We start from the raw sequence: 20,575 nt of genomic DNA on the forward strand, positions 1-20,575 counted from the left end.
CGAAGGGCGTGATCAAGCACCATAGCGGCCTCGCCGTTGCCTCAGCCCGAACACGGTGGCGCCTGCGGCGACGATCAGCACCACGCCGCTTACGAGAACGGCCATCGAGATGTCAGCGCCCTCTCGTCCGTGCGAGGCGGTGGCGGGCGCGGACGGGTCGGCCGCCTGCTCGGGGCCCGCGGCAGTGGCGCTGGGCGGGACCGAGGGGGTGGCGGCGAGGGTATAGGTGAGGCTTCCGGTGACGGGATGTCCGTCGGTGGACACGACCCGGAAGGCGACGGTGTAACGGCCGGCCGGGGCGGCGGCGTTCAGGGCCTGTGTCACGGTCCGGTCCTTGACCCTCGTACCGCCGCTGGTGACGGAGCGGTTGTCGGGGCCGGTCACGGCGACGCGGGCGTACGCGCCGTCCATCTTCTCGTTGAAGGTCAGCGCGACCTCCCCGGGAGGTGCGGACAGTGTCGATGTGTCGGCGGGGTTACTGGAGGCCAGCGCGGTGTGCGCGTGGGCGGGCGGCGCGAGGAGGGCGGAGGCGCCGAGTACGGCGCAGGCCACCACCCCCACCGTGATCGCACGCGTGGGCAGCGATGAGGTCATGACGATGCCTTCGTTCCGACCGGCCAGTGCGGTCGGACAGTTGACGGCCGCACCGACGGGCGGGGCGGCCTTCGGCCCGTCAGGCCGGCAGAGCACCGCCGCCCGGTACGAGCCGGGTGGGAAGCAGGACGCCTGTGTACCGCGGACGGTGCGGCGGGGCGCGGACCGCGCGGCGCGGCGGGGCGCGGAACCCGGTCGGGGCGTTACGTGGCCCCTCCACCGGGACGAGGGGCAGCAGCGGACACGTACCCACCAGCCGCACGCCGACCAGGGCCAGCCGCTCGCGAGCGGCGTCGATCAGGAAGCACAGCGGCTGCCGCAGGGATTCCGCGACACCGAGCAGCCGGGCAGCGAGCCCGACGACGACCGCGTGGGCGGCCAGCACCTCCCAGCCGGGATGGGCGCTGCCGGTGGTGTGCTCCAGCCATACGGCAGCGGTCCGCGATCCCGCGACGGCGCACGCCCCGGGCAGGGTGTAGGCAGCGTGGAAGGCGAGTTGAGCACCGGCCAGCGCCGCCAGCGCCTGCTGGTGCGAGAGGGATCGACGGGAGAAGATCGCTGCCGCCGTACCCGTAGCCGCGACGAACCCCCACAATGCTCCGCCGGTGAGCTGGTGCCCGGTGAACGCCCATTGTCCCAGCAGCGGAAGCAGCACACACAGCCCCGCGAAACCGGCCGCCCGACCAGCGCCCGGCCGACGCCGAACGGCCGGTCCAGTAGCAGGTGTCGTCGGTCGCATCGTGTCGCTGCTTCCAGGCACGTAGGAACGGAGGGCGGGGGAGCGGACCCGGCGAAGGCCGCGTGGTGGCGGAGGTACCGGGCGGAAGGCAGTGTGGTGATGGGCTCGTTGCCCTCCCCGCCATAGCCTACTGGTGCCGATCCCAGCGTCCGGGCCGGGCCCGCCTCCCGGCCCGGGGGGCCGGTGCGGCGGGCGGCTCAGTCATGAGTCCGGTGAAGAGCGGCCGCGAGTCCGTTACCGCGCACCGGTACGCCGACAGCCTCATGGAGCAGCACTCTCACCGTACGGACCGTGCGCCCGCACACCTACTATGGCGGGTGACCGAAGGCGGTGGCGGAGAGGACACGGGGAATGCGGTGGCTGGGGAATCTTGAGGCCGAGATCTTGGACTGCCTGTGGAAGTGGGGCAGACCCGCCACGGTCCGTGAAGTCGTCGATGACATCAACACTCGCCGCCCGGCCGCCTATTCGACCGTGATGACCGTGGCCACGATCCTCTACAACAAAGGCTGGCTGACCAGGGAGAAGCAGGGCCGTGCCTGGCTCTACACGCCGGTGCGCAGCCGGGAGGCGTACTCGGCGGCCCTCATGGAGGACGCGTTGGGAGCCAGCGAGGACCGGCCGGCCGCTCTCGCGTACTTCGTCGAGCGGATGACCGACGAGGAAGTGGCCGCGCTGCGCGAGGCGCTCAGGGCCGCCGGTCGGTCCGCCGAATGAACGCCGCTCCCGCCCTCCTCGGTTATGCGGCCGCCGTTGGCTGGGTCGCACCGTCTGTGATGCTGCGGAGCAGCTGGCCACATCGGTCGCCCGTACTCGCCGCGACTGTGTGGACCGCGTTCGCGGCCTCTTTCTCCCTTTGTGTCGCGCTCGCCGCGCTTCATCTCGCCACCCCGGACGCGCACTTGCACGGCATTCTCTACTCGTGCGGGGTGGCATTGGGAATTGGTTCCCCCGACGTGGGCACGGTGGAGCGGTTCGGCGTCGCGGCCTCGGTCCTGGTGGTGGCCGCCCACGTGGTGAGTTTCGCCTTTCACGCGTTGCGTGCCCGTGGGGCACGCAACAGTCACCGCAGAGTCCTGGACAAGGTCGGCCGCCCATCGGCCCGGCTGCGTGCCACCGTGATCGAGCATGGAGTACCGGCCGCTTACTGTCTCCCGGGCCACCGTCCCAGGATCGTCCTGAGCACAGGGGCTGTTGAGCTGCTCTCCAGGGCGGAACTCGGCGCTGTGGTCGAACACGAACGGGCTCATATCGTCTGGCGTCACCACTTGGTGCTCGTCGCGGCCCAGTCCTTCGCAACGGTCTTCCGCGGACTGCCGCTGGCCCGGCACCTCCGCGAGCAGATACCACTCCTGCTGGAGATGGCCGCCGACGACCGGGCGCTGCGCAGCTACCCGCACGGGGTACTGGCCGCCGCTATGCTCGAAATGGCGTCCGGAGGCCCCGCCCCTCGTGGCACGCTGTCCGCCGGGGGCCCCGCGGCGCTCGCCCGGCTCCGGCGAATTCTGGCGCCGGCGCGGTGCGCGCACCCGGCACTCCGCGGCGTCATGGCCACGACCGCGGTCATGACGCCCCTGCTGCCACTCCTCTTGGCATGCCCTCCTGGACTGGGCTGAGACACGCTGCCCGTGGTGGCGCGTGCAGACACGCTGCCCGTGGTGGCGCGGGCGCGGCCGTCGTCCGGCCCGTCGCCCGGCATCACGGCTCTCAGCTGATGCGTACGCCCCACATGAACGGCATGCCGCTTCGCGCGATCGACTCGTAACGCACTTGGGCGCCCGGCTTCGGCGAGTGCAGGATCTGTCCGTTCCCCGCGTAGAAGCCGACATGGCTCAGATCGGTACGCATGATGATGAGATCGCCCGGCTTGAGCGCGCTCAAAGAGTTGATACGGGTACCGGCGTTGGCCTGATCCTGAGATGTCCGGGGTATGGTCACGCCGGCCTGACGGAACGCCCACGACGTCAGCCCTGAACAGTCGAAGGAGTTCGGCCCGGCCGCTCCCCAGACATACGGCATGCCGACCCGGCTCTTGGCCGCGCTGAACGCGGCGGCGGTCCGCTGGGACGCGCTGGCTTCGTTGCCGAGCTCGACTCGTTCGCTGGAGCGGTTGGCCCGTTCCTCCACCGCCGCTCGTTCGGCTCGCTCCTCGGCCGTCAGCGTATTGAGGAGTCGCTGCGCCTCCGCCAACTTCCCCTGGATCGTGGTCTTCTTGCTGCCGAGGTCCTTGCGGGTGTCCTTGAGGTCCTGGAGCTTTGCCGCGGCCTGGCTGCGCTGCTGCTGCAAGTCACGCTGCTGCTGGAGGAATTGCTCCAGCATGCCGGCCTGCTGGGTGCTCAGCCGGTCGAGTTCGGACACCTTGTCCAGATAAGCGTCGGGGTCGGCCGAGAGGAAGAGCTGGATCGACGGATCGAGGCCGCCGCTTCGGTACTGTGCGGTCGCTATCGAACCGAGCCGCTCCCGGAACTCGTTCAGGTCCGCCTGCTTGCGGGCGGCGGCGTCCTGGAGAGCGCCGACCTGTTCCTGTAGTCCCTCGGCCTTCTCCTTCGCCCCGTTGTACTTCTCCGTGGCCTGAGTCGCTTCCTCATACAGGCGGTCGATCTGCGCCTGCACACCCTTCTTGTTCGGGTCGGGCAGCGGATCGGCGGAGGCCGACTGTGTCGACACCGCTACGGCCGCCGCCGCTGTCACCGAAAGCACGGTCGCGTAGGGGCGGTTCGGCTGCTTGGTACGACGGTGGGACGCCACTGAGGCGAGCTCCTTCTTCCACGGCCGCCACCGGAAGAACAACTCAGCTGTTCTCCGGCTCCGCCCGAGCACGGCGGATTCGGCGGCGTCTCCGCCGCCACCCCCATCGGGTGATCGACCGTACGAAGACCGTCAAATACTAATCCGCTTAGCGGTTTAGTTCCAGGCTCGGGGGTGAGGGTGCGTCATTGCGTGAACGCCCACTTGTGGCGCGAACGGGCAGATACGGGTGCGCAACGCGCGGAGCGCACCGGTACCGCCAGTGGCTATGCCTGGTGACCACTGCGGCGCACCCACCACGCCGCCGCCCCGAAGCACTGCCATGAACCCCGGGCCACCGCCACGCCCGCGAACACCGCGGAGACCGCCTCGTGTTGTCAGGGCTGCCGGAGTCGGCTGTTCTCAATGGTCCCGGTCTCTGTTCATGCTGCGTTCAGTTTGTTCTTCGAGGCTCGATCATCGCCCCCCTCAGCAGTCGAACGAGAGGCTTTCCCGTGAAGGACACGAACAGCGAAGATCCTGAGAACTCGGCGATCTCGCGACGTCGGCTGGTCAAGTTCGCCGGCGTCGGCGCGACGCTGGCGGCCGCGAGCCCGCTGGTGGGCGGCGGCACGGCGTGGGCCAACGATGACGACCGCAAGCCCGCGAAGCCCGGCAACTCCCGCAATCGGGTGTGGCGCGCCGGCGATCACCATGTGCACTCGGAGTACAGCGGCGAGTTCGACACGTCGACGAATCCGCCGACGTTCCACAAGGGTGCCGACGCCGTCTATCCGATCGTCACCAACGCGATCATGGCCAAGAACTTCGGCCTCACCTGGGCGATGTGCACCGACCACGGCGGGCCGACGCACTCGAAGGTGAACATCGAGCAGGCATACCCCGACCTCCTGCGCTCACGCGTACTCGTGCCCGAGGTCCTTCAGTTCTGGGGGATGGAACTCGACGCCCCCGCACTCGACCACCACACGCTGATGATCCCTCACCACGACGGCGAGGCACAGCAGCTGTTCGAGTTGGAGAGCCGCTTCGCCAAGTTCGACGCCTTCCCCAACGATCCCGGCCGCGACACCGAGGCCAAGATGGTTGAGTTCCTGAAGGCCGCGAAGGACATGCGGCAGAAGCCGATGGTGATCGCCCACCACCCCTCACGGTCGGCGAGCGGCCTCGGCGTCTATGGGCAGGACACCCCCCGGGAGTTCCGCAACGGCAACAACGCCGCACCGGATGTCTACGTCGGCTTTGAGGGGGCTCCCGGCCACCAGGCGGGCACGCTCACCGGAGGCGCACGTGGGTCGTACGGCAGCTACCCGACCCACGGCGGCTTCGACCAGATGACGGCTCGCGTCGGCGGGCTCTGGGATTCACTGCTCGGCGAAGGCCGACGCTGGTGGATCACCGCGACCTCGGACTCCCATGTGCACTGGACGCGCGGCGGATCCGACTTCTGGCCGGGCGAGTACAGCAAGACCTATGTGCTGGCCCGGCAGGACTACGCCGACATCATGGACGGACTCCGCAACGGGCGGGTCTGGGTCGGGACCGGGGATCTGATCAGCAGCCTCGACGTCACGGCGAGCAACCACGGGAACGACGCTGCCATGGGTGAGACTCTCACCGTGAGCCGCCGCAACCGCACCGACGTCGAGATCGAGATCAAGTTCCGGCCGCTGGAGGGCAAGAACGCCAACGGCGACCGCCCCGAGGTCCAGCGCGTCGACCTGATCGTCGGCCAGGTCACCGGCCCGAGCGCCAACCTCGACGCCGACACCAACCCCACCACGAAGGTTGTGGCACGGTTCGGTCCCCGCGACTGGCGCAAGCAGGGGAAGGACTACGTCATCCGTTACACCCTGCGCAATGTGGAAGGTGACCTCTACGCCCGCGTACGCGGCACGAGCACCGACGAGGCCGAACCGCTCGCGGACGGCAAGGAGAGCCCCTGGGACGATCTGTGGTTCTACTCGAACCCCGTGTTCGTCCAGGTCCGCTAGTCCCGCACCCCGCGGGTCAGCAGATCGTGAAGATGGATGGGCTTCATTCGCCGAGGAGCCGCCGCGGCCACCCGAATCGGTGACATGCGCGGTACGGAGCGAGTCCTGTCACCGGGCAGCGGCAGTCGCTCTCCTGGTTTGGCGTGACAGAGGGGTGAGCCCGGTCCCTCCCGCAGAGCAGACTCGGCGGGAGGGACCGGGCTCACCTGAGTTCTGTTGGTCGCGGTGCATGGCTCCTCGACCATGCCGCCCCCGAAAGCACAGAACCGCCGGATCGCGATGATCCGGCGGTTCTGGATGAACGGGGCGACTCGGTTCACAGCGGCCGGCACTGAGTGAGCGAAAGTCAGTGGGGCTACTGGACAAGACCGTCGACAGCTACAAGCAGGAAGAGGAAGGTGAGGTAGGTGATGGATCCGTGGAAGAGGCGCATGGTCCGCACTTCCGCACCGCGTCGCTCGGCGGCGTAGAGGCGGTGCACCTCGAAAAGGAACGCGGAACCGAGGATGATTGCCCCGATACCGTACAGCGGGGTGGTGGCGAGGGGCCACACGGCGACCGAGGCGATCACCATGAGCCAACTGTGCACGAGGCTCTCGCCGAGGACTCGCCTCATCGGGGCCACGACGGGCAGCATCGGGATACCGGCGCGGGCATAGTCGTCCTTGTACTTGATGGCCAAGGCCCAGAAATGCGGGGGCTGCCAGAAGAAGACGACGAGGAAGAGGAGGAAAGCGGCCCAGGAGATCGAATTCGTCACCGTGGCCCAGGCGATCAGTACGGGTGCCGATCCGCAGATGCCACCCCAGAAGGTGCTCTGTGAGGTGCGTCGTTTGAGCCACATGGTGTAGATGACGACGTAGTAGAGGATCGCGCCGAGGGTGAGCGCCGCCGCGAGGAGGTTGGCGAAGGCAGCGAACAGGCCGACCGCGAGCACGCCGAGGGCGACTCCGAAGACGAGGGCGGCATGCGGGGTGACACGGTGCTGGGCGAGACTGCGTTCCCGGGTCCGGTTCATCAACTTGTCAATGTCGCGGTCGATGAAGCAGTTGAGCGCGTTGGCGCTGCCGGCGGCGAAGGTGCCGCCGATGATGACGATCACCGCGTCAAGCAAGGAGGGAATTCCCTGCTCGGCGAGGAAGAGGATCGGGACAGCGGAGATGAGCAACAGTTCGACGATGCGGAGCTTGCAGAGGTCCGCGTAAGCCCGAATAACTCCGGAAACCGATGTGTGGGACTTCCCGGACTCATCGGAGTCGGCGGTGAAACCACTCCCGGACGGCGCGGATTTATCGAGTCGCGCGTCTTTTGCGGGCCGAATGGTTTCCCCGGACGGCACGGCTCGGTCGTCGACAGTGGTCATCGAAGCCCCTTTCGATCGCCCTTAGGGGCGGAATTTCTTTGTTCCCTCAAACTGGCAGGACCGCAAAGAATCTTCGAAAGGAAAGCGCGACATGTGAAAGAAGATACAGCCTTTGAGCCCCTGAATGCTCAAGCTAGCACAGACCATGTGGCGCCCCGTCAGGGCCCTGTAGCGTCATCAACTCGCGCGATCGAGTCCTCCCTCGGCGTCCGTCGGGCCCCGCATCCCTCTGATGCCCACTCAACCTCCGCACAACGGCGGCCTGCTGCGCGCGTACGGTCTCCGCCGTGATCGCACCCGGATGAGTACGCGCACCAATGGCTCGCGCCACCCGTGTCGGTTGGCCGACAGCTCTCCCGCAGGTCGGGGTTGGGGTGAAACATGCCACTCGGGCCTGTGTGCCAACCGCAGTTGGCGATCTTGTATCGTGAGGATCGATTGCCGTTTCCCTGTCCGTCGGGCGTCAATTCTCCTTCACGTGAGGCGTACTCCGAGCGGACGCTCCGCTCTCCAGCAGGGCGCGCGGCTCCGTCACTCGGACAGTGACAGGCCGTTCAAGAGGATTTCGGCCACGTTCTCGGCGTAGAGCCGTACACGGGTCTCCTCCGGTGACATCAGATCGGCATTGATCAACGAGGCGAGACCGATCTGGCCGTAGGGGGCGGATCCTCCGGAAGTCAGCAGGAAATAGATGACCGCGGGTGGGGTGTTCTTGATTCTTCCCTGGTCCTGGAGAACTTGGAAAACGGGCGTGAAACGGGACCAGATGGGCTCGATGTACTGGTGATACAGATAATCGAGTCGATCCGTGGCCGCCGCTCCCTCCAGCGTGACGAGGCGAGCGAGATAGGGGCGGGTCGCCGAGTACTCGATGAAACTCCGGATGAGCACGCGCAGCCGCACCATCGGGTCCGCCGACATGTCGTCCGCGGCCTCCAGATGGTCGACGAGCGGGCGAAAGGCCCAGTCGACGGCGGCGCGCCACAGATTGGCCTTCGAACCGAAGCGCTGATAAAGGAGATTGCGGCTGACGCCCAATTCGTCATTCACCGTCCGCAGTGAAACTCCGTTGTACCCATGCACGGAGAAAGCCTCGATGACCGTCTCCATCACCTGATCGATGGGGGCGAATTGGGCATCTTTGGGCGGGCGTCCACGGGGCCGGGTGACGCGTTGCGGAGTGTCAGACATGGGACCAGTTTAGCTGGGCGTCCGCTCTCTTCCGTTGGGGACCGGAGGAGAGCGGACGGGGATGGGGACAGGGGCTTATTCCATTGGCGCGAGGGATTGTCGACGGGTTAGCGCGTCAGCTTGTCGACGGGCTTGAACTTCGCTTCGCCGCCTTCGAGGTTCGAGTTGAGGAATTCGTGGCGATCGCGCCGGTTGATCTGGTCGATCCATCCGGCCACTCCGGGGACGTTCCGGCGAAGGGTCTCGCGTGTGAGGTTCCCGGGCACCCGGGCCAGCGGAGCGAAGCGCCACAGGCCGGGGTCGGGGAGGCCCGTACCCTCGTAGCTCTCTTCGCCGAGATAGAAGCGGGCGTGCCCGAGCTGTGCCTTGTAACGGAGTTTGCCGTAGAGCTGCCGCACCCCCTTGGCGTCCTCCGGAGGCAGGAAGGTGTCCATGAACGAGCGGCACAGCTCCTGCGAGTCCTTGTCGATCTTCGGCTGTTCGGCGAGCCCGAACAGCAGCTGGGCCTTGAAACCGTCGGCCACCGTCTCGGGGTACCACGGCGGCTCGACGCCCATGAGGTATCCGACGTAGCGCCAGTGATGCATCATCGCCTCGACATCGGCGTCGGTGGGACGGTAGCCGAGAAGCTTCAACTGCATTCCTGGGGCGAACGAGCTGAGCACGAGGGTCCCGGTCTGCGCGAACTGGCTGATGGGCATGCCGAGCCGGTCCCGGTTCCACTCGGGGTGCGGCAGCAGCGTGTGGCGGATCATCGAGTGCAGGGTGCGCACGAAGACCGCGGAGCGCCGGCCCACGGCACCGGGCCGCATGGCGCCGGGCTCGGTGGTGTCCGTCCAGAGACGGGAGGTCTCCAGGAACCGGCCGAACGCGGATCCACCGGTGTAGGCGCCGGTCAAGGCGAGCGGCTTGGCGACGGTCTCCAGGCCGTACGCGTTGAACGTGGCCATGCCGAAGTACGGGTACAGCTCCTTGTACCTCCGGAAGACCTCGGCACCGTGTTCGACCTTGTCCCAGTCCACCCACTCGGGATCGGTGTTGATCTGGTCGAACATCGCCACCAGCTCCGCGGACGGGTCGCTGACGCTGTTGATGCCGCCGCGCAGCGCCTGCTCGACGTCCTTCCTGGCGCGCGCCTTGCCCTTGGGCGAGGAGAAGGCGGCCGTGATGTAGGCGTCGCCGAGCCGGTCCCCGGTGTTCATGGCCCGTCCGAAGGCCGTGGCCAGCTCCTCGGAGACGTCGAGGTGGCACTTGGCGAGGCGTTCGAGCTTCCACTTGAGTGAGCGCCCTGCCGGGCTCTCGGCGGCTTGGAAGTACGTGAAGATCTGGGGGATGGCCACTTCGGTCGGTTGTGTCATCGGTATCACCGCTTTCGGATGGTTCGGATTTCTCTTATCGGCCTGTGTTGCGCGGCCGACGGGCTCTTGAGGTCAGTCAGGCCGGTCGCTCAGCTCGTCCGCCAGCTCACTGGCGATGCGGAGGACGGCCGCCGGGTCCGCCAGGGACGTATCGCGGTTCAGCAGTCCGGCGATGAACGCCGGGCCGCGCAGATCGCGTCGGGGCGGGCCCAGCAGGATGTGCGTGTGCGGGCAGCCCTCGCCGAGGGAGTAGGTGTAGACCCGTTCCGAGCCGGTCACCCGTGTCACCGCGGCACTCAACCGGGAGAGCAGGGAGCCGAGCTCGGCGGCTTCGGAGTCATCGAGGCCGGCGAGCCCTTCGGTGTGGCGGAGCGTCTGGACAGCGACCCACCCGGGCACCGGCATGGCCGGATGCACGGACACACCCCAGCACGCGGTCCGCAGCAGCCAGCCGCGACCGGCGGCGCCGAGCGTCACGGCCCGTCGGCACAGAACGCAGTCGTCGCTCGTCATCTCGCCTCTCGCTCAAGGGAGTTGGCGGCGCCGATGGCGTTGGTCAGCGTGCCGATGTTCTCGACGGTGACCGACACCACGTCGCCCGCGGCGAGGAACCGTCCCTCCGCCACGCCGGTCCCTCCCGGTGTCCCGGTGAGCAGGACGTCACCGGCCTCCAGGGTCAGGAACGAGCTGACGTAGGAGAGGAGCCGGGGAATGGAGAAGATGAGCTCGGCTGTCGAGGACCGCTGGCGGACGACACCGTTGACCTCGGTTCGGATGCCCAGCGCACCGACGGCGCGGAGTGTGTCGCAGGTGAGCAGGGCGGGGCCGAGCGGCTTGAAGCCGTCGAACCCCTTGGCGAGCGCGGGGCTTGCCAAGGCCAGTGCCGGATTGTCACCCGTCTGGATGTCACGCGCCGACAGATCGTTGGCGACCGTGCCGCCCGCGACGAAGTCCCAGGCCTCCGTCTCGGGAATGTCGCGGCCGGTGCGCCCGATGACGATGGCGAGTTCACCTTCGTAGTCGACGTGTCCCGGCGCTGGGCGCGGCAGGCGCACGACGGCGCCGGGCGCGGTGACCGCGGAGCCCGGGATCAGGTGGAAGCGGGGGAGGGCGGGCAGCGGGCTGCCCGTCTCGGCCGCGTGGTCCCGGTAGTTGAGCCCGATGACGATGATCTTGCCGGGCCGCCGCACCGGGGGCGCCAGGCTTGTCTCCTGCCGGCCGATCTCCTTGAGAGTCGGCAGGGCCTCCACCTCGGCCAGGCGTCCCTCGACGATGTAGTCCTCCAGCTTTCCACCGGGGGCGTCGAGGAGTTGGAGCGCGTCGGGTCCGACCCGGGCGATGCCGTCGGCGGTCTGTGCGAGCAACATGCTGGTCTCCGTTCCTCAGCCCTCGGCCGTACGGGAGTCCGCGGCCGTACGGGGGTCCGTGGCCGTACGGGGGTCCGCGGCCGTACAAGAGCCCTCGGCCGCATGGCAGTTCTCATCGGCGCGGCCGGTCACCCGGTCCACCAGCGCGTCCGGATCCGCCGGGCAGTCGTCGCCGCGCCAGGCGACGATGCCGTCGGGTCTCACCAGCGCGATGGCGCACCCGTACACCTCGCGGGCGCCCTCGGCGCCGATCCACTCCTCGTCGAGGGGGATGCCCCGGGTCCGGAAGGCCCGGGCCAGCAGCCCACTGTCCACGGCGGGCGCGATGTTCAGCAGGGTGAAGTGCCGGCCGAAGAGGTCGCGTACGGAGCTGCCGTCGGCCAGGGTGGTGTGCGGTGCCCGGTGGCCGGGGCGTGCCGTGGGCACGTACCGCTCCGGGTCGGAGGGTGGTTCGGGGCTGCCGTCGAAGGCGATGATCGGCGACGTGAGGTAGCGCACGTCGAGTTGGACGCCGAGGGAGCGCCACTCGGTCCGGCGGGTGGCGACGATGCGCTCGCCGGCGTGGACGCGCGCCTCCTTGCCCGCGGGGTCGTCGAGAGCCGGGTCCGGCAGGATCGCGTTGTCCGCACGGTAGTTGTGCCAGGCGCGCAGGACCATGTGCTCCGCGTGCGGACGGCGCTCGGCCGTGTAGGTGTCGAGCAGGTCCTCCGGGGCCCAGCCGCGCAGCACCGCCTCCAGCTTCCAGCCCAGATTGGCCACGTCGCCGAGGCCGGTGTTCATGCCGTGCCCGCCCGAGGGCCACATCCGGTGCGCGGCGTCGCCCGCCAGCAGGACGTGTCCGGAGCGGAAGGACGCGGCGACGACCGCGTCACCGCTCCACTCCCGGGTGTCGAGCACCTGGACGTCCTCGACCGCGCAGTCGAGTGCGTCGGCGATGGTGGCGCGGACCTCGGCGGGAGTCGGGGTCTCCCCGTCTCGCAACGGGTATGTGACGCGCCACAGATCGGCACCGTCGAGCGACCCCAGAATCATCCGGCGGGGGTTGACCAGGTAGTACTGCACGGCCGGAGCATGCGGGACGCGGGTCCGCAGTCCGGGCAGGGAGACGAAGGCCCCCTGCCAGCGGGCCCGGACGTCGGCGGAGTCACGCAGCGAACCAATGCCGAGGGCCTTGCGGACGGGCGAGCCCGCGCCGTCACAGGCCACCAGATAGCGCGCCCGTACGGTTCTGCCGCCGTGCACCGGCGAGGCAAGCCGTACGGTCACGCCGTGCGAGCCGTCGTCGAACGCGTCGCAGGTCCACCGGTAGCGCAGATCCACCGTCGTCTCGGCGGCGGCGCGCTCCCGCAGGGTGAGGTCGAACCAGAACTTGGGCCACCAGACGCCGCCTTCGGGGCTCAGCCCCTGCGCGGTGCTGCGCCGTTCGGCGTTGGAGGGACGAGGGAAGCGGGCCAGCTCGTAACCCGTCATGCGGGAGACGAACGAGATGTCGCGCATCACGTCGGCCGGGAAGCCGCTGCGCAGCACCGCGTCGGCGATGCCCCACCAGCGCAGCAGCTCCATGGAGGCCGTGTCGATGGACTCCGCCGTCGGGTAGCGGACCACGCCGTCCTCGCGCTCGACGAGGAGCACGGACAGCCGACGGGCGCCCAGTTCGATGGCGGTCGCCAGTCCCACAGGGCCGCCGCCCACGATCACCACGTCGTACGTCGTGTCGTCCGGGATGTCGCCGGTGGGCCCCGGCGCCGAGGTCAGTGTCATCGTTCCCAGATCAATTCGCTCAGGCTCCGGCCGGACCGCGCACCGGCGACCAGCCGTTCCGGGTCGAGCGGGAAGCCACCCGGGTTCTTCTTGAAGGCGTCGGTCGCCATGAACGTCCGCATCTCTTCCTGCGACGAGAAGTTCAGCGAGGACAGCTCGACCTTGTTGCCGTCCGGGTCGCGGTAGTAGAAGCTCGTGCCCGGCCCGTGGTTGGACGCCTCGACGGGGCGATGACCGTGTGCGTGGAGCGTGCGGTAGAGGTCCACCAGGGCTTCGATGGTCGGCGTCCGCAGTTGGAAGTGGTGCAGTCCGAGGGAGTTGGGGCCGGAGCCGATGTCCTCGCACTCGAAGACGGCGATGCGCTGGGTGTAGGGCGGCTCGAAGTAGAAGTCGAAGAAGCAGATGCGCGACGGCTCGTCCGGGTCGTCGGACGGCGGCGGCGTCATTTCCACGGTGCGCGGCTGATCGAGCAGCAGTGAATAGAAGTCACAGAGGCGGTCGTAGTCTGTCGTCCGCAGCACGACCTCGGAGAGACGAATCCCTGACATGTCTTGCGTCCTTGCCTGAGGGGAGATTTGGCGGCTCGGGAGCCGGGAGCCGGGAGTCGGGGGCCGGGGGCGGCTCAGTGGACCAGGACGGCCTTGACGGCGGTCCCTGAACGCACGTCGTCCACGGCTTTGTTGATGTGATCCAGTGGGTAGGTGCGGATCATGGCCTCCAGCGGGAAGCGGCCCTTTCCGTGGAGGTCGAGCACGCGTGGCACGAGGACCGCGGGGGCCTGGTGGCCGACGATGGAACCGGTCACGGACCGCCCTTCGAGGAGTGCGAAGGCGTTGGTGCGCAGGTCGGCGTCCGGGGCGACACCGAGGACGGCCGCGCTGCCCAGTGGCGCGAGCGCTGCCACGGCCTGCGCCATCACTTCGGGCACGCCCGTGGACTCCACGCTGAAGTCGACGCCGGGACCCCCGGTCAGCTCCCGGATCCGTTCGACGGCGGGGACGGCGCCGGCGTCGAACACGTCGGTCGCGCCGAGATGGGCGGCGAGGTCGAGCCGCGAGGCGTGCACGTCGGTGACGACGACGCGGGCGGCACCGGCGGCCACGGCGGCCATGACCGCGCTGAGCCCCACGGCTCCCGCGCCGAAGACGGCCACCGTGCTGCCGGGCGTGACCCGCAGTACGTTCCACACCGCTCCGGCACCCGTGATGACGCCGCAGCCGAGGGGAGCGAGCACATGATCGGGCAGGTCGGTCGCGCCGACCTTGACGAGACTGCTGGGCCGGCACAGCCCGTATCCGGCGAAGGACGACTGCCCGAAGAAGTGGTCGTGCACGGGCTCGCCCGCGGCGTCGCGCAGTCCGACGGACCCGTCGGCGCGCTGGGCACCGAAGTTGAGCGGGAAGTGCTGGGGACAGTAGGCGGGGCGTCCGCCGAGACAGTTCCGGCAGCTGCCGCAGAAGCTGAAGGCGGCCACCACACGGTCGCCCGGCTCAAACCCGGTGACGGCCGCCCCGACCGCCTCGACCACACCGGCCCCTTCATGCCCGGCCACGACCGGAAGCGGGGTGGGCATGCGTCCGGCCGCCACCTCCAGATCCGTATGGCACAACCCGGCGGCGGTGAAGCGCACCAGTACTTCGTCCGGGCGGGGATCGCCGAGGGTCAGTTCCTCCACCTGGAAGGGATCGTCACGGTCCGGGCGGCACACCGCCGCTTTCACGAGGTTCATGGCAGATCTTTCGATAGGAGCGGCCGGGTAGGCACTGGGTAGCCGCGGCCGCACAGCTCTCGTCTCGCTGAACGTGGCCGGTTCAACGGAGCGTGACCGGCTCCAGGTCGGGGAAGTGCGGGCCGACGAGCGGCGTACGGGTGGCGCGCAGCGTCTCCAGCCACACCGCGCGAGTGGCCGCGGCGGCCGGCGGGTCCCAGTCGAAGCCGCAGCGCCAGTCCGGATGGTCCAGGGCCGCCGGGTGGTGGAAGAGATCACCGACCAGGGCGAGGCTCTCGCCGCCCGACTCGATCAGGGCGACGGAGGCGCCCGGCGTATGCCCCGGTGCGTGGACCAGCCGCAGCCAGTCGTACGGCGAGACGGAGTCGCCCGTCCACAGCACGGCCGTGTCTTCCAGGGGCGCGACCTTGGCGCGTACGGCCTCGTCGGCGTCGCCGTCCACGAAGTGCCGCCAGTCCTCGGCGTGGATGTGGTGCCTGGCCCGGGGGAACGTGGGGACACCGGCGGTGGAGGCCCAGCCCACATGGTCGATGTGCAAGTGGCTGAGGACCACATCGGTCACCGAGCCGGGCGGACACTCCAGCTTCTCCAGCTGCACCGGCAGGAGCTCGCATACCGGGGGCGGCTCGCCGTTCGGCGTGATCCGGGGCGCCTGACCGCCGCCCAGGTCGAAGACGACGCGGTGACCGTGCGGATCGGCCGCCAGGAATCCGCCGAACGGTACGGGCAGCATCCCGTGCCGGTCGATCGTGCCCGGCAGACTCCGCCAGACCGAGTCCGGCACATCGGGATAGAGCAGGCCCGGTGGCATCGGTACGACGCCGTCGGGGAGTGCGTGCACTGAGATATCGCCTATCCGCATGGAAGCCCTCCAAAGTGCGGGCCGGCATGACCCGGCTCTACAGGGGATGCTCCGACCGTAGACTTTAAAGTGTCGTTCGTCAATTTAATGGGGGTGCGGCGATGGGTGAGGGTGTGGCGATTCGCCCCGCGCTACCTCGGCGAATAAATTGACCGCTGACACTTAAAGTCCTACGGTCGATCGGGTAGGGATCAGAGCCCGCACCAGAACCAGAGGAGCAGTGCCATGCCCGGCCAACGCATTGACGTTCACACTCACGGCGTGTCCGACGGGGCGATCGCGATGATCGCGGGCCGGGGCTTCCGGCTGACCGGTGGTTACAAGATCTCCGTGAGGTGGACGCCGGACGCCGCGCTCGCCTACATGGACCGGCATGACATCGCCGCCCAGATCATGTCCATGCCCGTCTCGTTCGCGGGGGCGGACGATGACCCGGGCTTCGGGATCCGGCTGGCCCGTACGGTCAACGAGGGGCACGCCGAGCTGATCGCGAAGTACCCGGACCGCTTCGGCGCCTTCGCCACCCTGCCCGCGGACGGCCCGGACGAGGCTCTGGCCGAGATCTCCCACGCCCTGGACGAACTCGGGCTCGACGGGGTCGTGTTGACCTCGAACATGGCGGGGCACTACCTCGGTGATCCCGCCCTGGAGCCGGTGCTGGCGGAGCTGGAGCGGCGCCAGGCGCTGATCTTCGTGCACCCTGAGGACTGTCCGTACATCGACGTCCTGGGCTTCGGCCGCCCGAGCTCGATCGTCGAGTTCCCCTTTGACACGGCGCGCACCGTCACCAACGCCCTCTACACCGGCGTCTTCCAGCGGTATCCGAATCTGCGGATGATCCTGGCGCACTGCGGTGGGGCGCTGCCCACCCTCGGCTGGCGGATCGGTGAACACACCGTCATGGGCCGGGGGCCCGAGGACGCCGACATCGATCCCGCGCATGTCGCGCGGGTATTGCGCGGGCTCTACTACGAGACCGCGCTGGCCGGCAGCCGCAACTCACTGCTGCCGACGCTTGAGGTGACAACTCCGGACCACATCCTCTTCGGCACGGACTGGCCCGCGGCCCCGGAGTCCACCGTGATCCACAACATCCACAACCTCACCTCCTTCGAGGGCTTCACCGAGGACGAACTGCGCGGCGTGGAACGGGACAACGCGCTCAGGCTGTTCCCTCGCTTCGCCTGACGGAGGCAGGGCCGCATGCGTGCGGCAGGCCCCTCATGTGGTGTGATCTGAGACACATCGACGGTCTCCCGTGGGCGACGAAGCGTGCAAGCGGAAGCCCTATTTGGCGGCCTCGTGGCTAAATCTCCCGTACGTGTAGTTAAAGTGGACTTAATAGTTCCTTTGCACCGGGAAATGCGTCCCCGAAGACTCTGGCGTGCCCTATGGATTCCCCAATAGCCTGTGACTTGTTTGCCGGGTGTCACGGCTGAAGGAAGTGTCTATGAGGGATGCTCCAGCTCTGATCACGACGGATTTTCTGGAAGACGCGGGCCTCGTCCGAGTTCATGAACAACTGGACGAGGACGTGGCGCGGGTCCGTGAAAGGCTGCGTTCTCTGGTCGCGCCGCAGAATCCAAAGATCCAGGACCCGGTCATGTATGCCGTCGAGCATACCGGCCGTCTTCTTCGTCCCACTCTCGTATTGCTTTCCGCCTATCTCCTGGAGGGTGAACCGGGCGCCGCCACTGACCCGCGTGTCATCGATTCCGCCGCCGCCGTCGAGATTCTCCACATCGCCACCCTTCACCACGACGATCTCATCGACGACGCGCGGATAAGGCGCGGCAGACCCACCGCGAATGCGAAATACGGCCCCGCCGTCGCGCTGCTCGTGGGGGACTATCTGCTGGCCCGTTGTATGCAGGTCGCCGCCGAACTCGGGGTGTCCCATCTGAAGCCGATGGCTGAAACCCTGGTCGACGTATGCGTCGGTCAGATGCTGGAATCCAGCCAGCTCTACGATCCGCTGCGCTCCGAAGAGGACTATCTGGCCGCCATCTCGGGCAAGACCGCGCGGCTGATGAAGGCGGCGACCGCACTGGGCGCCCTCCGGAGCGGCGCGAGCAGGGAAGCCCAGGAGGCGCTGGCGAGCTTCGGCCACCACCTCGGCATGGCCTTCCAGATCTGGGACGACATTCTGGATCTCTGCAGTGACAGCACCGGAAAGGAAATCGCCAAGGACCTCCTCAACGGCGTGTACACGCTTCCGGTGATCTACGCGGTCCAGGACCAGCCCGACCGCCTGGTGTCCGCCCTGCGCGCCCAGCCGCTCTCCGACGTACAGTGCCGCGAGATCACCGCCCTGCTGCACGAGTCCGGCGCGATCCGTCGGGCCGTCGACACGGCGCAGCGGCACGTGGACAGTGCTCTGAAGGCTGTGGAGTCCCAGTCCGCCTTCGCTTCCAGCGCGCCCGCTGTCGGCCGCTACCTGCGCGGACTCGTCGACAGGCTCGCCGCCCAGCACCCCGCCCTCCAAGAGCTGCGCGCCGGCACCGGCGCGGCCTCCCCGCCGCCGGCACCGGCCGCGTGGTCCACGACCGCCGCGCTGGCGGCGGTCCGCGACTGGCTGAACGCCTACATCACCCGCCCCCACGAGCTGATCGGCCGCACCGGCGCCGTCTGCCCGTTCGTATCGCCCTCCCTGCGGGCCGGTTCACTGGAAATACGGACACACACCGTGGGCCCGTCGCCCAGCGTCGACGGCATTACCGACCTCCTGAGCCGTGCTCTCGACGAATTCGATCTCATCGCATGGGCGGGATCGAATCCCACGCTCCGCAGCCTTCTCGTGATTCTTCCCGATCTCGCACCCGACCAGGGCAGTCTGCTCGACGACGCACATCGCGCGGTCAAACCGGAGGCGGTGCGCCGTGGCGTGATGATCGGCCAATTCCATCCTTCCTGCCCGGAACCGGCGGCCAGGAATCGGGATTTCCCCGTCAACCGCTCACCGGTCCCACTGGTCGCTATACGCGCCATGGCCCTCCACGACATCCTGTTCCTCAAAGACAAGAAGGAGTTCTTCGAGGAGTACCACCGCCGTTTCGGCGGCTACTACTCCCCGGGCCGTGACGCCATCGACCCCCATTTTGTGGAGCTCTTCCACGCCGCCTGCGCCGCCTATGGGACCGGCGAATGAGCGAGGCCACCGCATTCATGGGATTCAGCCGATCCGAGCTCGACCGTGAGTACTCGCCCAGCTCCCTCGTCCCCGATTTTCCCGCCTGCCTGAACGAATACGCCCGGCGTAGTGCCGACGCGCGCGACCAGCACCGTCCGCTCATCTCGCTCGCATACGGACCGGCCCCCGAGGCGCGACTCGACCTATTTCCCGTATCGGGCCGCGAAGCACCGCTCCAGGTCTTTGTGCACGGCGGTTACTGGCAGGAGGTGACCAAAGAGGAATCCTCCTTCGCGGCAACCGGCTTCCTCGCCTCCGATATCGCCTTCGCGGCACTCGACTACGGCCTCGCACCCGCTTATCACCTCGACGAGATCGTCACCATGGTCCACGAGGCGGTGGTATGGCTCCACGAGAACGCTCCCCGCTTCGGAATCGACCCGCGCCGCATCCATCTCAGCGGCAGTTCCGCGGGCGCCCACCTGGTCGCGATGGCCCTCGTCCGCGACGACACGCACCGGATCGCCGGCGCCACCCTGCTGAGCGGCGTCTACGACCTGGAACCGCTGCGGCACACGTACGTGAACGGCCCGCTCGCGCTCGACCGAGGCGCCGCGCTGCGCAACAGCCCGCTCTACCACCTGCCCGCGCGGCTCCCGCCGGTCGTCATCGCCAGGGGCGGGCGCGAGACCGGCGAGTTCATCCGGCAGCACGACACGATGACAGCGCTGCTCCGGCCACGCGCCCCCGTCACCGAGATCGTCTGCCCGGCCCGTGACCACTTCGACCTCCCCTATGACCTGGGCGAGCCGCACACCGCGCTCGGCAGGGCCGTCCTGGCCCAGATACAGGCCCCCGACGCCGCGACCACCAGGAAGGGACAGCGTGCACACGAATAGTCCCCAGCAGGGCACGGACCCCGACCCGCGGAACACCACGCCCTACGCGGCCTACGCCCACATGGACACCCTGCTGTCGCTCCAGGAACCGCGGACCGGCACGGACGCCGAGCCGGGCTTCATCATCCTCAGCCAGGTCAAGGAACTCCTCTTCAAACTCCTGCACACGGAGTTCACCACGGCCCGCGACCACCTCGCCGCCGACCGGCTCGACGAGACCCTGTGGACCCTGCGCCGGGCCGGCCGGGTCCAGCGGGTGCTGCTGTCCTGCTGGGACCCCCTGAGCGCGCTGTCCCCGGGCGAGTTCGCCGCGATCCGCGCGGTCCTCGGCTCCGCCTCGGGCTTCCAGTCCGTCAGCTACCGCCGCCTGGAGTTCCTGCTCGGGAACAAGAACCCGGACCTGGTGGCGCCCCACCGGGGCACCCCGAACCACACCGATCTGCTCGGGCAGCTGCGCGCGCCCAGCCTCTACGACGAGACCATCCGCTTCCTGGCCAGGCGGGACCCGGGCATCCCCAGGGAATGCGCCGACCGCGACGTATCCCTGCCCTACCAGCCCGACGAGCACGTGGCGGCCGCCTGGCGGCGGGTGTACGAACCGCCCGGCCGGCACCACGAGCTGTTTCTGCTGGGCGAAGCGCTCATGGACACCGCCGAGTCGTTCGCGCGCTGGCGCTACACCCACCTGCTGACGGTGCAGCGGCTGCTGGGCGACAAGCCGGGCACCGGCGGCACCGATGGTTCGCGCTGGCTCGCCGCCATCGCCGACCACCGTTTCTTCCCCGAACTCTGGTCGGTCCGCTCCGGCCTGTGACCGGGCGGGAAGAGGAGAAGGAGCCC

19 protein-coding genes are annotated in these 20,575 nt (G+C 68.5%); 7 read left to right on the plus strand and 12 right to left on the minus strand.

The window, feature by feature from the left end:
* Positions 1-12: 12 nt before the first annotated feature.
* Entirely contained in the window at positions 13-594 is a 582-nt protein-coding gene (locus ACFRMN_RS26455; protein ID WP_383023479.1) for a copper resistance protein CopC, read from the minus strand.
* A 79-nt stretch (positions 595-673) separates the two neighbouring features.
* Positions 674-1,249 (minus strand): hypothetical protein, encoded by a 576-nt coding sequence (locus ACFRMN_RS26460; RefSeq protein WP_383023482.1) that lies wholly within the window; start codon positions 1,247-1,249, stop codon positions 674-676.
* Between the two features lie 435 nt (positions 1,250-1,684).
* Here ACFRMN_RS26460 and ACFRMN_RS26465 point away from each other — a divergent pair, with 435 nt between their 5' ends.
* Complete coding sequence (locus tag ACFRMN_RS26465) at positions 1,685-2,050, plus strand: BlaI/MecI/CopY family transcriptional regulator (RefSeq protein WP_365751676.1); 366 nt, start codon at positions 1,685-1,687, stop codon at positions 2,048-2,050.
* Positions 2,047-2,949 carry a M56 family metallopeptidase gene (locus ACFRMN_RS26470; protein WP_383023485.1) on the plus strand — a complete coding sequence of 301 codons (903 nt, stop codon included), beginning with the start codon at positions 2,047-2,049 and terminating at the stop codon, positions 2,947-2,949. The genes ACFRMN_RS26465 and ACFRMN_RS26470 overlap by 4 nt, the downstream gene beginning before the upstream one ends.
* Before the next feature lie 91 nt (positions 2,950-3,040).
* On the opposite strand, the gene ACFRMN_RS26475 is transcribed toward ACFRMN_RS26470, so the two are convergent.
* Positions 3,041-4,081: a C40 family peptidase gene (locus tag ACFRMN_RS26475; protein WP_383023488.1), complete on the minus strand. Its 1,041-nt coding sequence runs from the start codon at positions 4,079-4,081 to the stop codon at positions 3,041-3,043.
* A 494-nt stretch (positions 4,082-4,575) separates the two neighbouring features.
* Between ACFRMN_RS26475 and ACFRMN_RS26480 the strand changes: the two genes are divergently transcribed.
* Positions 4,576-6,075: a phosphoesterase gene (locus ACFRMN_RS26480; RefSeq protein ID WP_383023491.1), complete on the plus strand. Its 1,500-nt coding sequence runs from the start codon at positions 4,576-4,578 to the stop codon at positions 6,073-6,075.
* Positions 6,076-6,430: 355 nt separating this feature from the next.
* Here the strand turns inward: ACFRMN_RS26480 and ACFRMN_RS26485 are convergent, their stop codons facing one another.
* From ACFRMN_RS26485 to ACFRMN_RS26525, 9 genes are all read right to left on the minus strand, one after another.
* On the minus strand, positions 6,431-7,414 hold the full coding sequence (locus ACFRMN_RS26485) for a heme o synthase (protein WP_383023621.1): 984 nt from the start codon (positions 7,412-7,414) through the stop codon (positions 6,431-6,433).
* Positions 7,415-7,969: 555 nt separating this feature from the next.
* The gene (locus tag ACFRMN_RS26490; protein ID WP_383023494.1) at positions 7,970-8,629 is read right to left on the minus strand and encodes a TetR/AcrR family transcriptional regulator; all 660 of its coding nucleotides are present in this window, start codon (positions 8,627-8,629) and stop codon (positions 7,970-7,972) included.
* A 107-nt stretch (positions 8,630-8,736) separates the two neighbouring features.
* Positions 8,737-9,987, minus strand: a complete 1,251-nt coding sequence (locus ACFRMN_RS26495; RefSeq protein ID WP_383023497.1) for an oxygenase MpaB family protein — start codon at positions 9,985-9,987, stop codon at positions 8,737-8,739.
* Between the two features lie 72 nt (positions 9,988-10,059).
* On the minus strand, positions 10,060-10,500 hold the full coding sequence (locus ACFRMN_RS26500) for a hypothetical protein (protein WP_383023499.1): 441 nt from the start codon (positions 10,498-10,500) through the stop codon (positions 10,060-10,062).
* Entirely contained in the window at positions 10,497-11,354 is an 858-nt protein-coding gene (locus ACFRMN_RS26505) for a fumarylacetoacetate hydrolase family protein (protein WP_383023501.1), read from the minus strand. The genes ACFRMN_RS26500 and ACFRMN_RS26505 overlap by 4 nt, the downstream gene beginning before the upstream one ends.
* A gap of 15 nt (positions 11,355-11,369) precedes the next feature.
* The gene (locus ACFRMN_RS26510) at positions 11,370-13,115 is read right to left on the minus strand and encodes an FAD-dependent monooxygenase (RefSeq protein WP_383023504.1); all 1,746 of its coding nucleotides are present in this window, start codon (positions 13,113-13,115) and stop codon (positions 11,370-11,372) included.
* Positions 13,112-13,663, minus strand: a complete 552-nt coding sequence (locus ACFRMN_RS26515; protein ID WP_383023507.1) for a VOC family protein — start codon at positions 13,661-13,663, stop codon at positions 13,112-13,114. The genes ACFRMN_RS26510 and ACFRMN_RS26515 overlap by 4 nt, the downstream gene beginning before the upstream one ends.
* Before the next feature lie 74 nt (positions 13,664-13,737).
* Positions 13,738-14,844 carry an NAD(P)-dependent alcohol dehydrogenase gene (locus ACFRMN_RS26520; protein WP_383023510.1) on the minus strand — a complete coding sequence of 369 codons (1,107 nt, stop codon included), beginning with the start codon at positions 14,842-14,844 and terminating at the stop codon, positions 13,738-13,740.
* An 82-nt stretch (positions 14,845-14,926) separates the two neighbouring features.
* Positions 14,927-15,706, minus strand: a complete 780-nt coding sequence (locus ACFRMN_RS26525) for an MBL fold metallo-hydrolase (protein ID WP_383023512.1) — start codon at positions 15,704-15,706, stop codon at positions 14,927-14,929.
* A gap of 225 nt (positions 15,707-15,931) precedes the next feature.
* Here ACFRMN_RS26525 and ACFRMN_RS26530 point away from each other — a divergent pair, with 225 nt between their 5' ends.
* The 4 genes from ACFRMN_RS26530 to ACFRMN_RS26545 all read left to right on the plus strand — a co-directional run bounded on the left by ACFRMN_RS26530 (position 15,932) and on the right by ACFRMN_RS26545 (position 20,549).
* Positions 15,932-16,894 (plus strand): amidohydrolase family protein, encoded by a 963-nt coding sequence (locus tag ACFRMN_RS26530; protein WP_383023515.1) that lies wholly within the window; start codon positions 15,932-15,934, stop codon positions 16,892-16,894.
* A gap of 238 nt (positions 16,895-17,132) precedes the next feature.
* Positions 17,133-18,854 (plus strand): polyprenyl synthetase family protein, encoded by a 1,722-nt coding sequence (locus tag ACFRMN_RS26535; RefSeq protein WP_383023518.1) that lies wholly within the window; start codon positions 17,133-17,135, stop codon positions 18,852-18,854.
* On the plus strand, positions 18,851-19,735 hold the full coding sequence (locus ACFRMN_RS26540; protein ID WP_383023521.1) for an alpha/beta hydrolase: 885 nt from the start codon (positions 18,851-18,853) through the stop codon (positions 19,733-19,735). The genes ACFRMN_RS26535 and ACFRMN_RS26540 overlap by 4 nt, the downstream gene beginning before the upstream one ends.
* The gene (locus ACFRMN_RS26545) at positions 19,722-20,549 is read left to right on the plus strand and encodes a tryptophan 2,3-dioxygenase (RefSeq protein WP_383023523.1); all 828 of its coding nucleotides are present in this window, start codon (positions 19,722-19,724) and stop codon (positions 20,547-20,549) included. The genes ACFRMN_RS26540 and ACFRMN_RS26545 overlap by 14 nt, the downstream gene beginning before the upstream one ends.
* The last annotated feature ends 26 nt before the right edge of the window (positions 20,550-20,575 follow it).

The organism is Streptomyces sp. NPDC056835, assembly GCF_042789485.1.
GTDB lineage: Bacteria > Actinomycetota > Actinomycetes > Streptomycetales > Streptomycetaceae > Streptomyces.

Coding starts and splice junctions, on each gene's coding strand:
- ACFRMN_RS26455 (WP_383023479.1), bottom strand. CDS start 594: ATGACCTCATCGCTGCCCACGCGTGCGATCACGGTGGGGGTGGTGGCC.
- ACFRMN_RS26465 (WP_365751676.1), top strand. CDS start 1,685: ATGCGGTGGCTGGGGAATCTTGAGGCCGAGATCTTGGACTGCCTGTGG.
- ACFRMN_RS26470 (WP_383023485.1), top strand. CDS start 2,047: ATGAACGCCGCTCCCGCCCTCCTCGGTTATGCGGCCGCCGTTGGCTGG.
- ACFRMN_RS26490 (WP_383023494.1), bottom strand. CDS start 8,629: ATGTCTGACACTCCGCAACGCGTCACCCGGCCCCGTGGACGCCCGCCC.
- ACFRMN_RS26495 (WP_383023497.1), bottom strand. CDS start 9,987: ATGACACAACCGACCGAAGTGGCCATCCCCCAGATCTTCACGTACTTC.
- ACFRMN_RS26500 (WP_383023499.1), bottom strand. CDS start 10,500: ATGACGAGCGACGACTGCGTTCTGTGCCGACGGGCCGTGACGCTCGGC.
- ACFRMN_RS26505 (WP_383023501.1), bottom strand. CDS start 11,354: ATGTTGCTCGCACAGACCGCCGACGGCATCGCCCGGGTCGGACCCGAC.
- ACFRMN_RS26510 (WP_383023504.1), bottom strand. CDS start 13,115: ATGACACTGACCTCGGCGCCGGGGCCCACCGGCGACATCCCGGACGAC.
- ACFRMN_RS26515 (WP_383023507.1), bottom strand. CDS start 13,663: ATGTCAGGGATTCGTCTCTCCGAGGTCGTGCTGCGGACGACAGACTAC.
- ACFRMN_RS26520 (WP_383023510.1), bottom strand. CDS start 14,844: ATGAACCTCGTGAAAGCGGCGGTGTGCCGCCCGGACCGTGACGATCCC.
- ACFRMN_RS26525 (WP_383023512.1), bottom strand. CDS start 15,706: ATGCGGATAGGCGATATCTCAGTGCACGCACTCCCCGACGGCGTCGTA.
- ACFRMN_RS26530 (WP_383023515.1), top strand. CDS start 15,932: ATGCCCGGCCAACGCATTGACGTTCACACTCACGGCGTGTCCGACGGG.
- ACFRMN_RS26540 (WP_383023521.1), top strand. CDS start 18,851: ATGAGCGAGGCCACCGCATTCATGGGATTCAGCCGATCCGAGCTCGAC.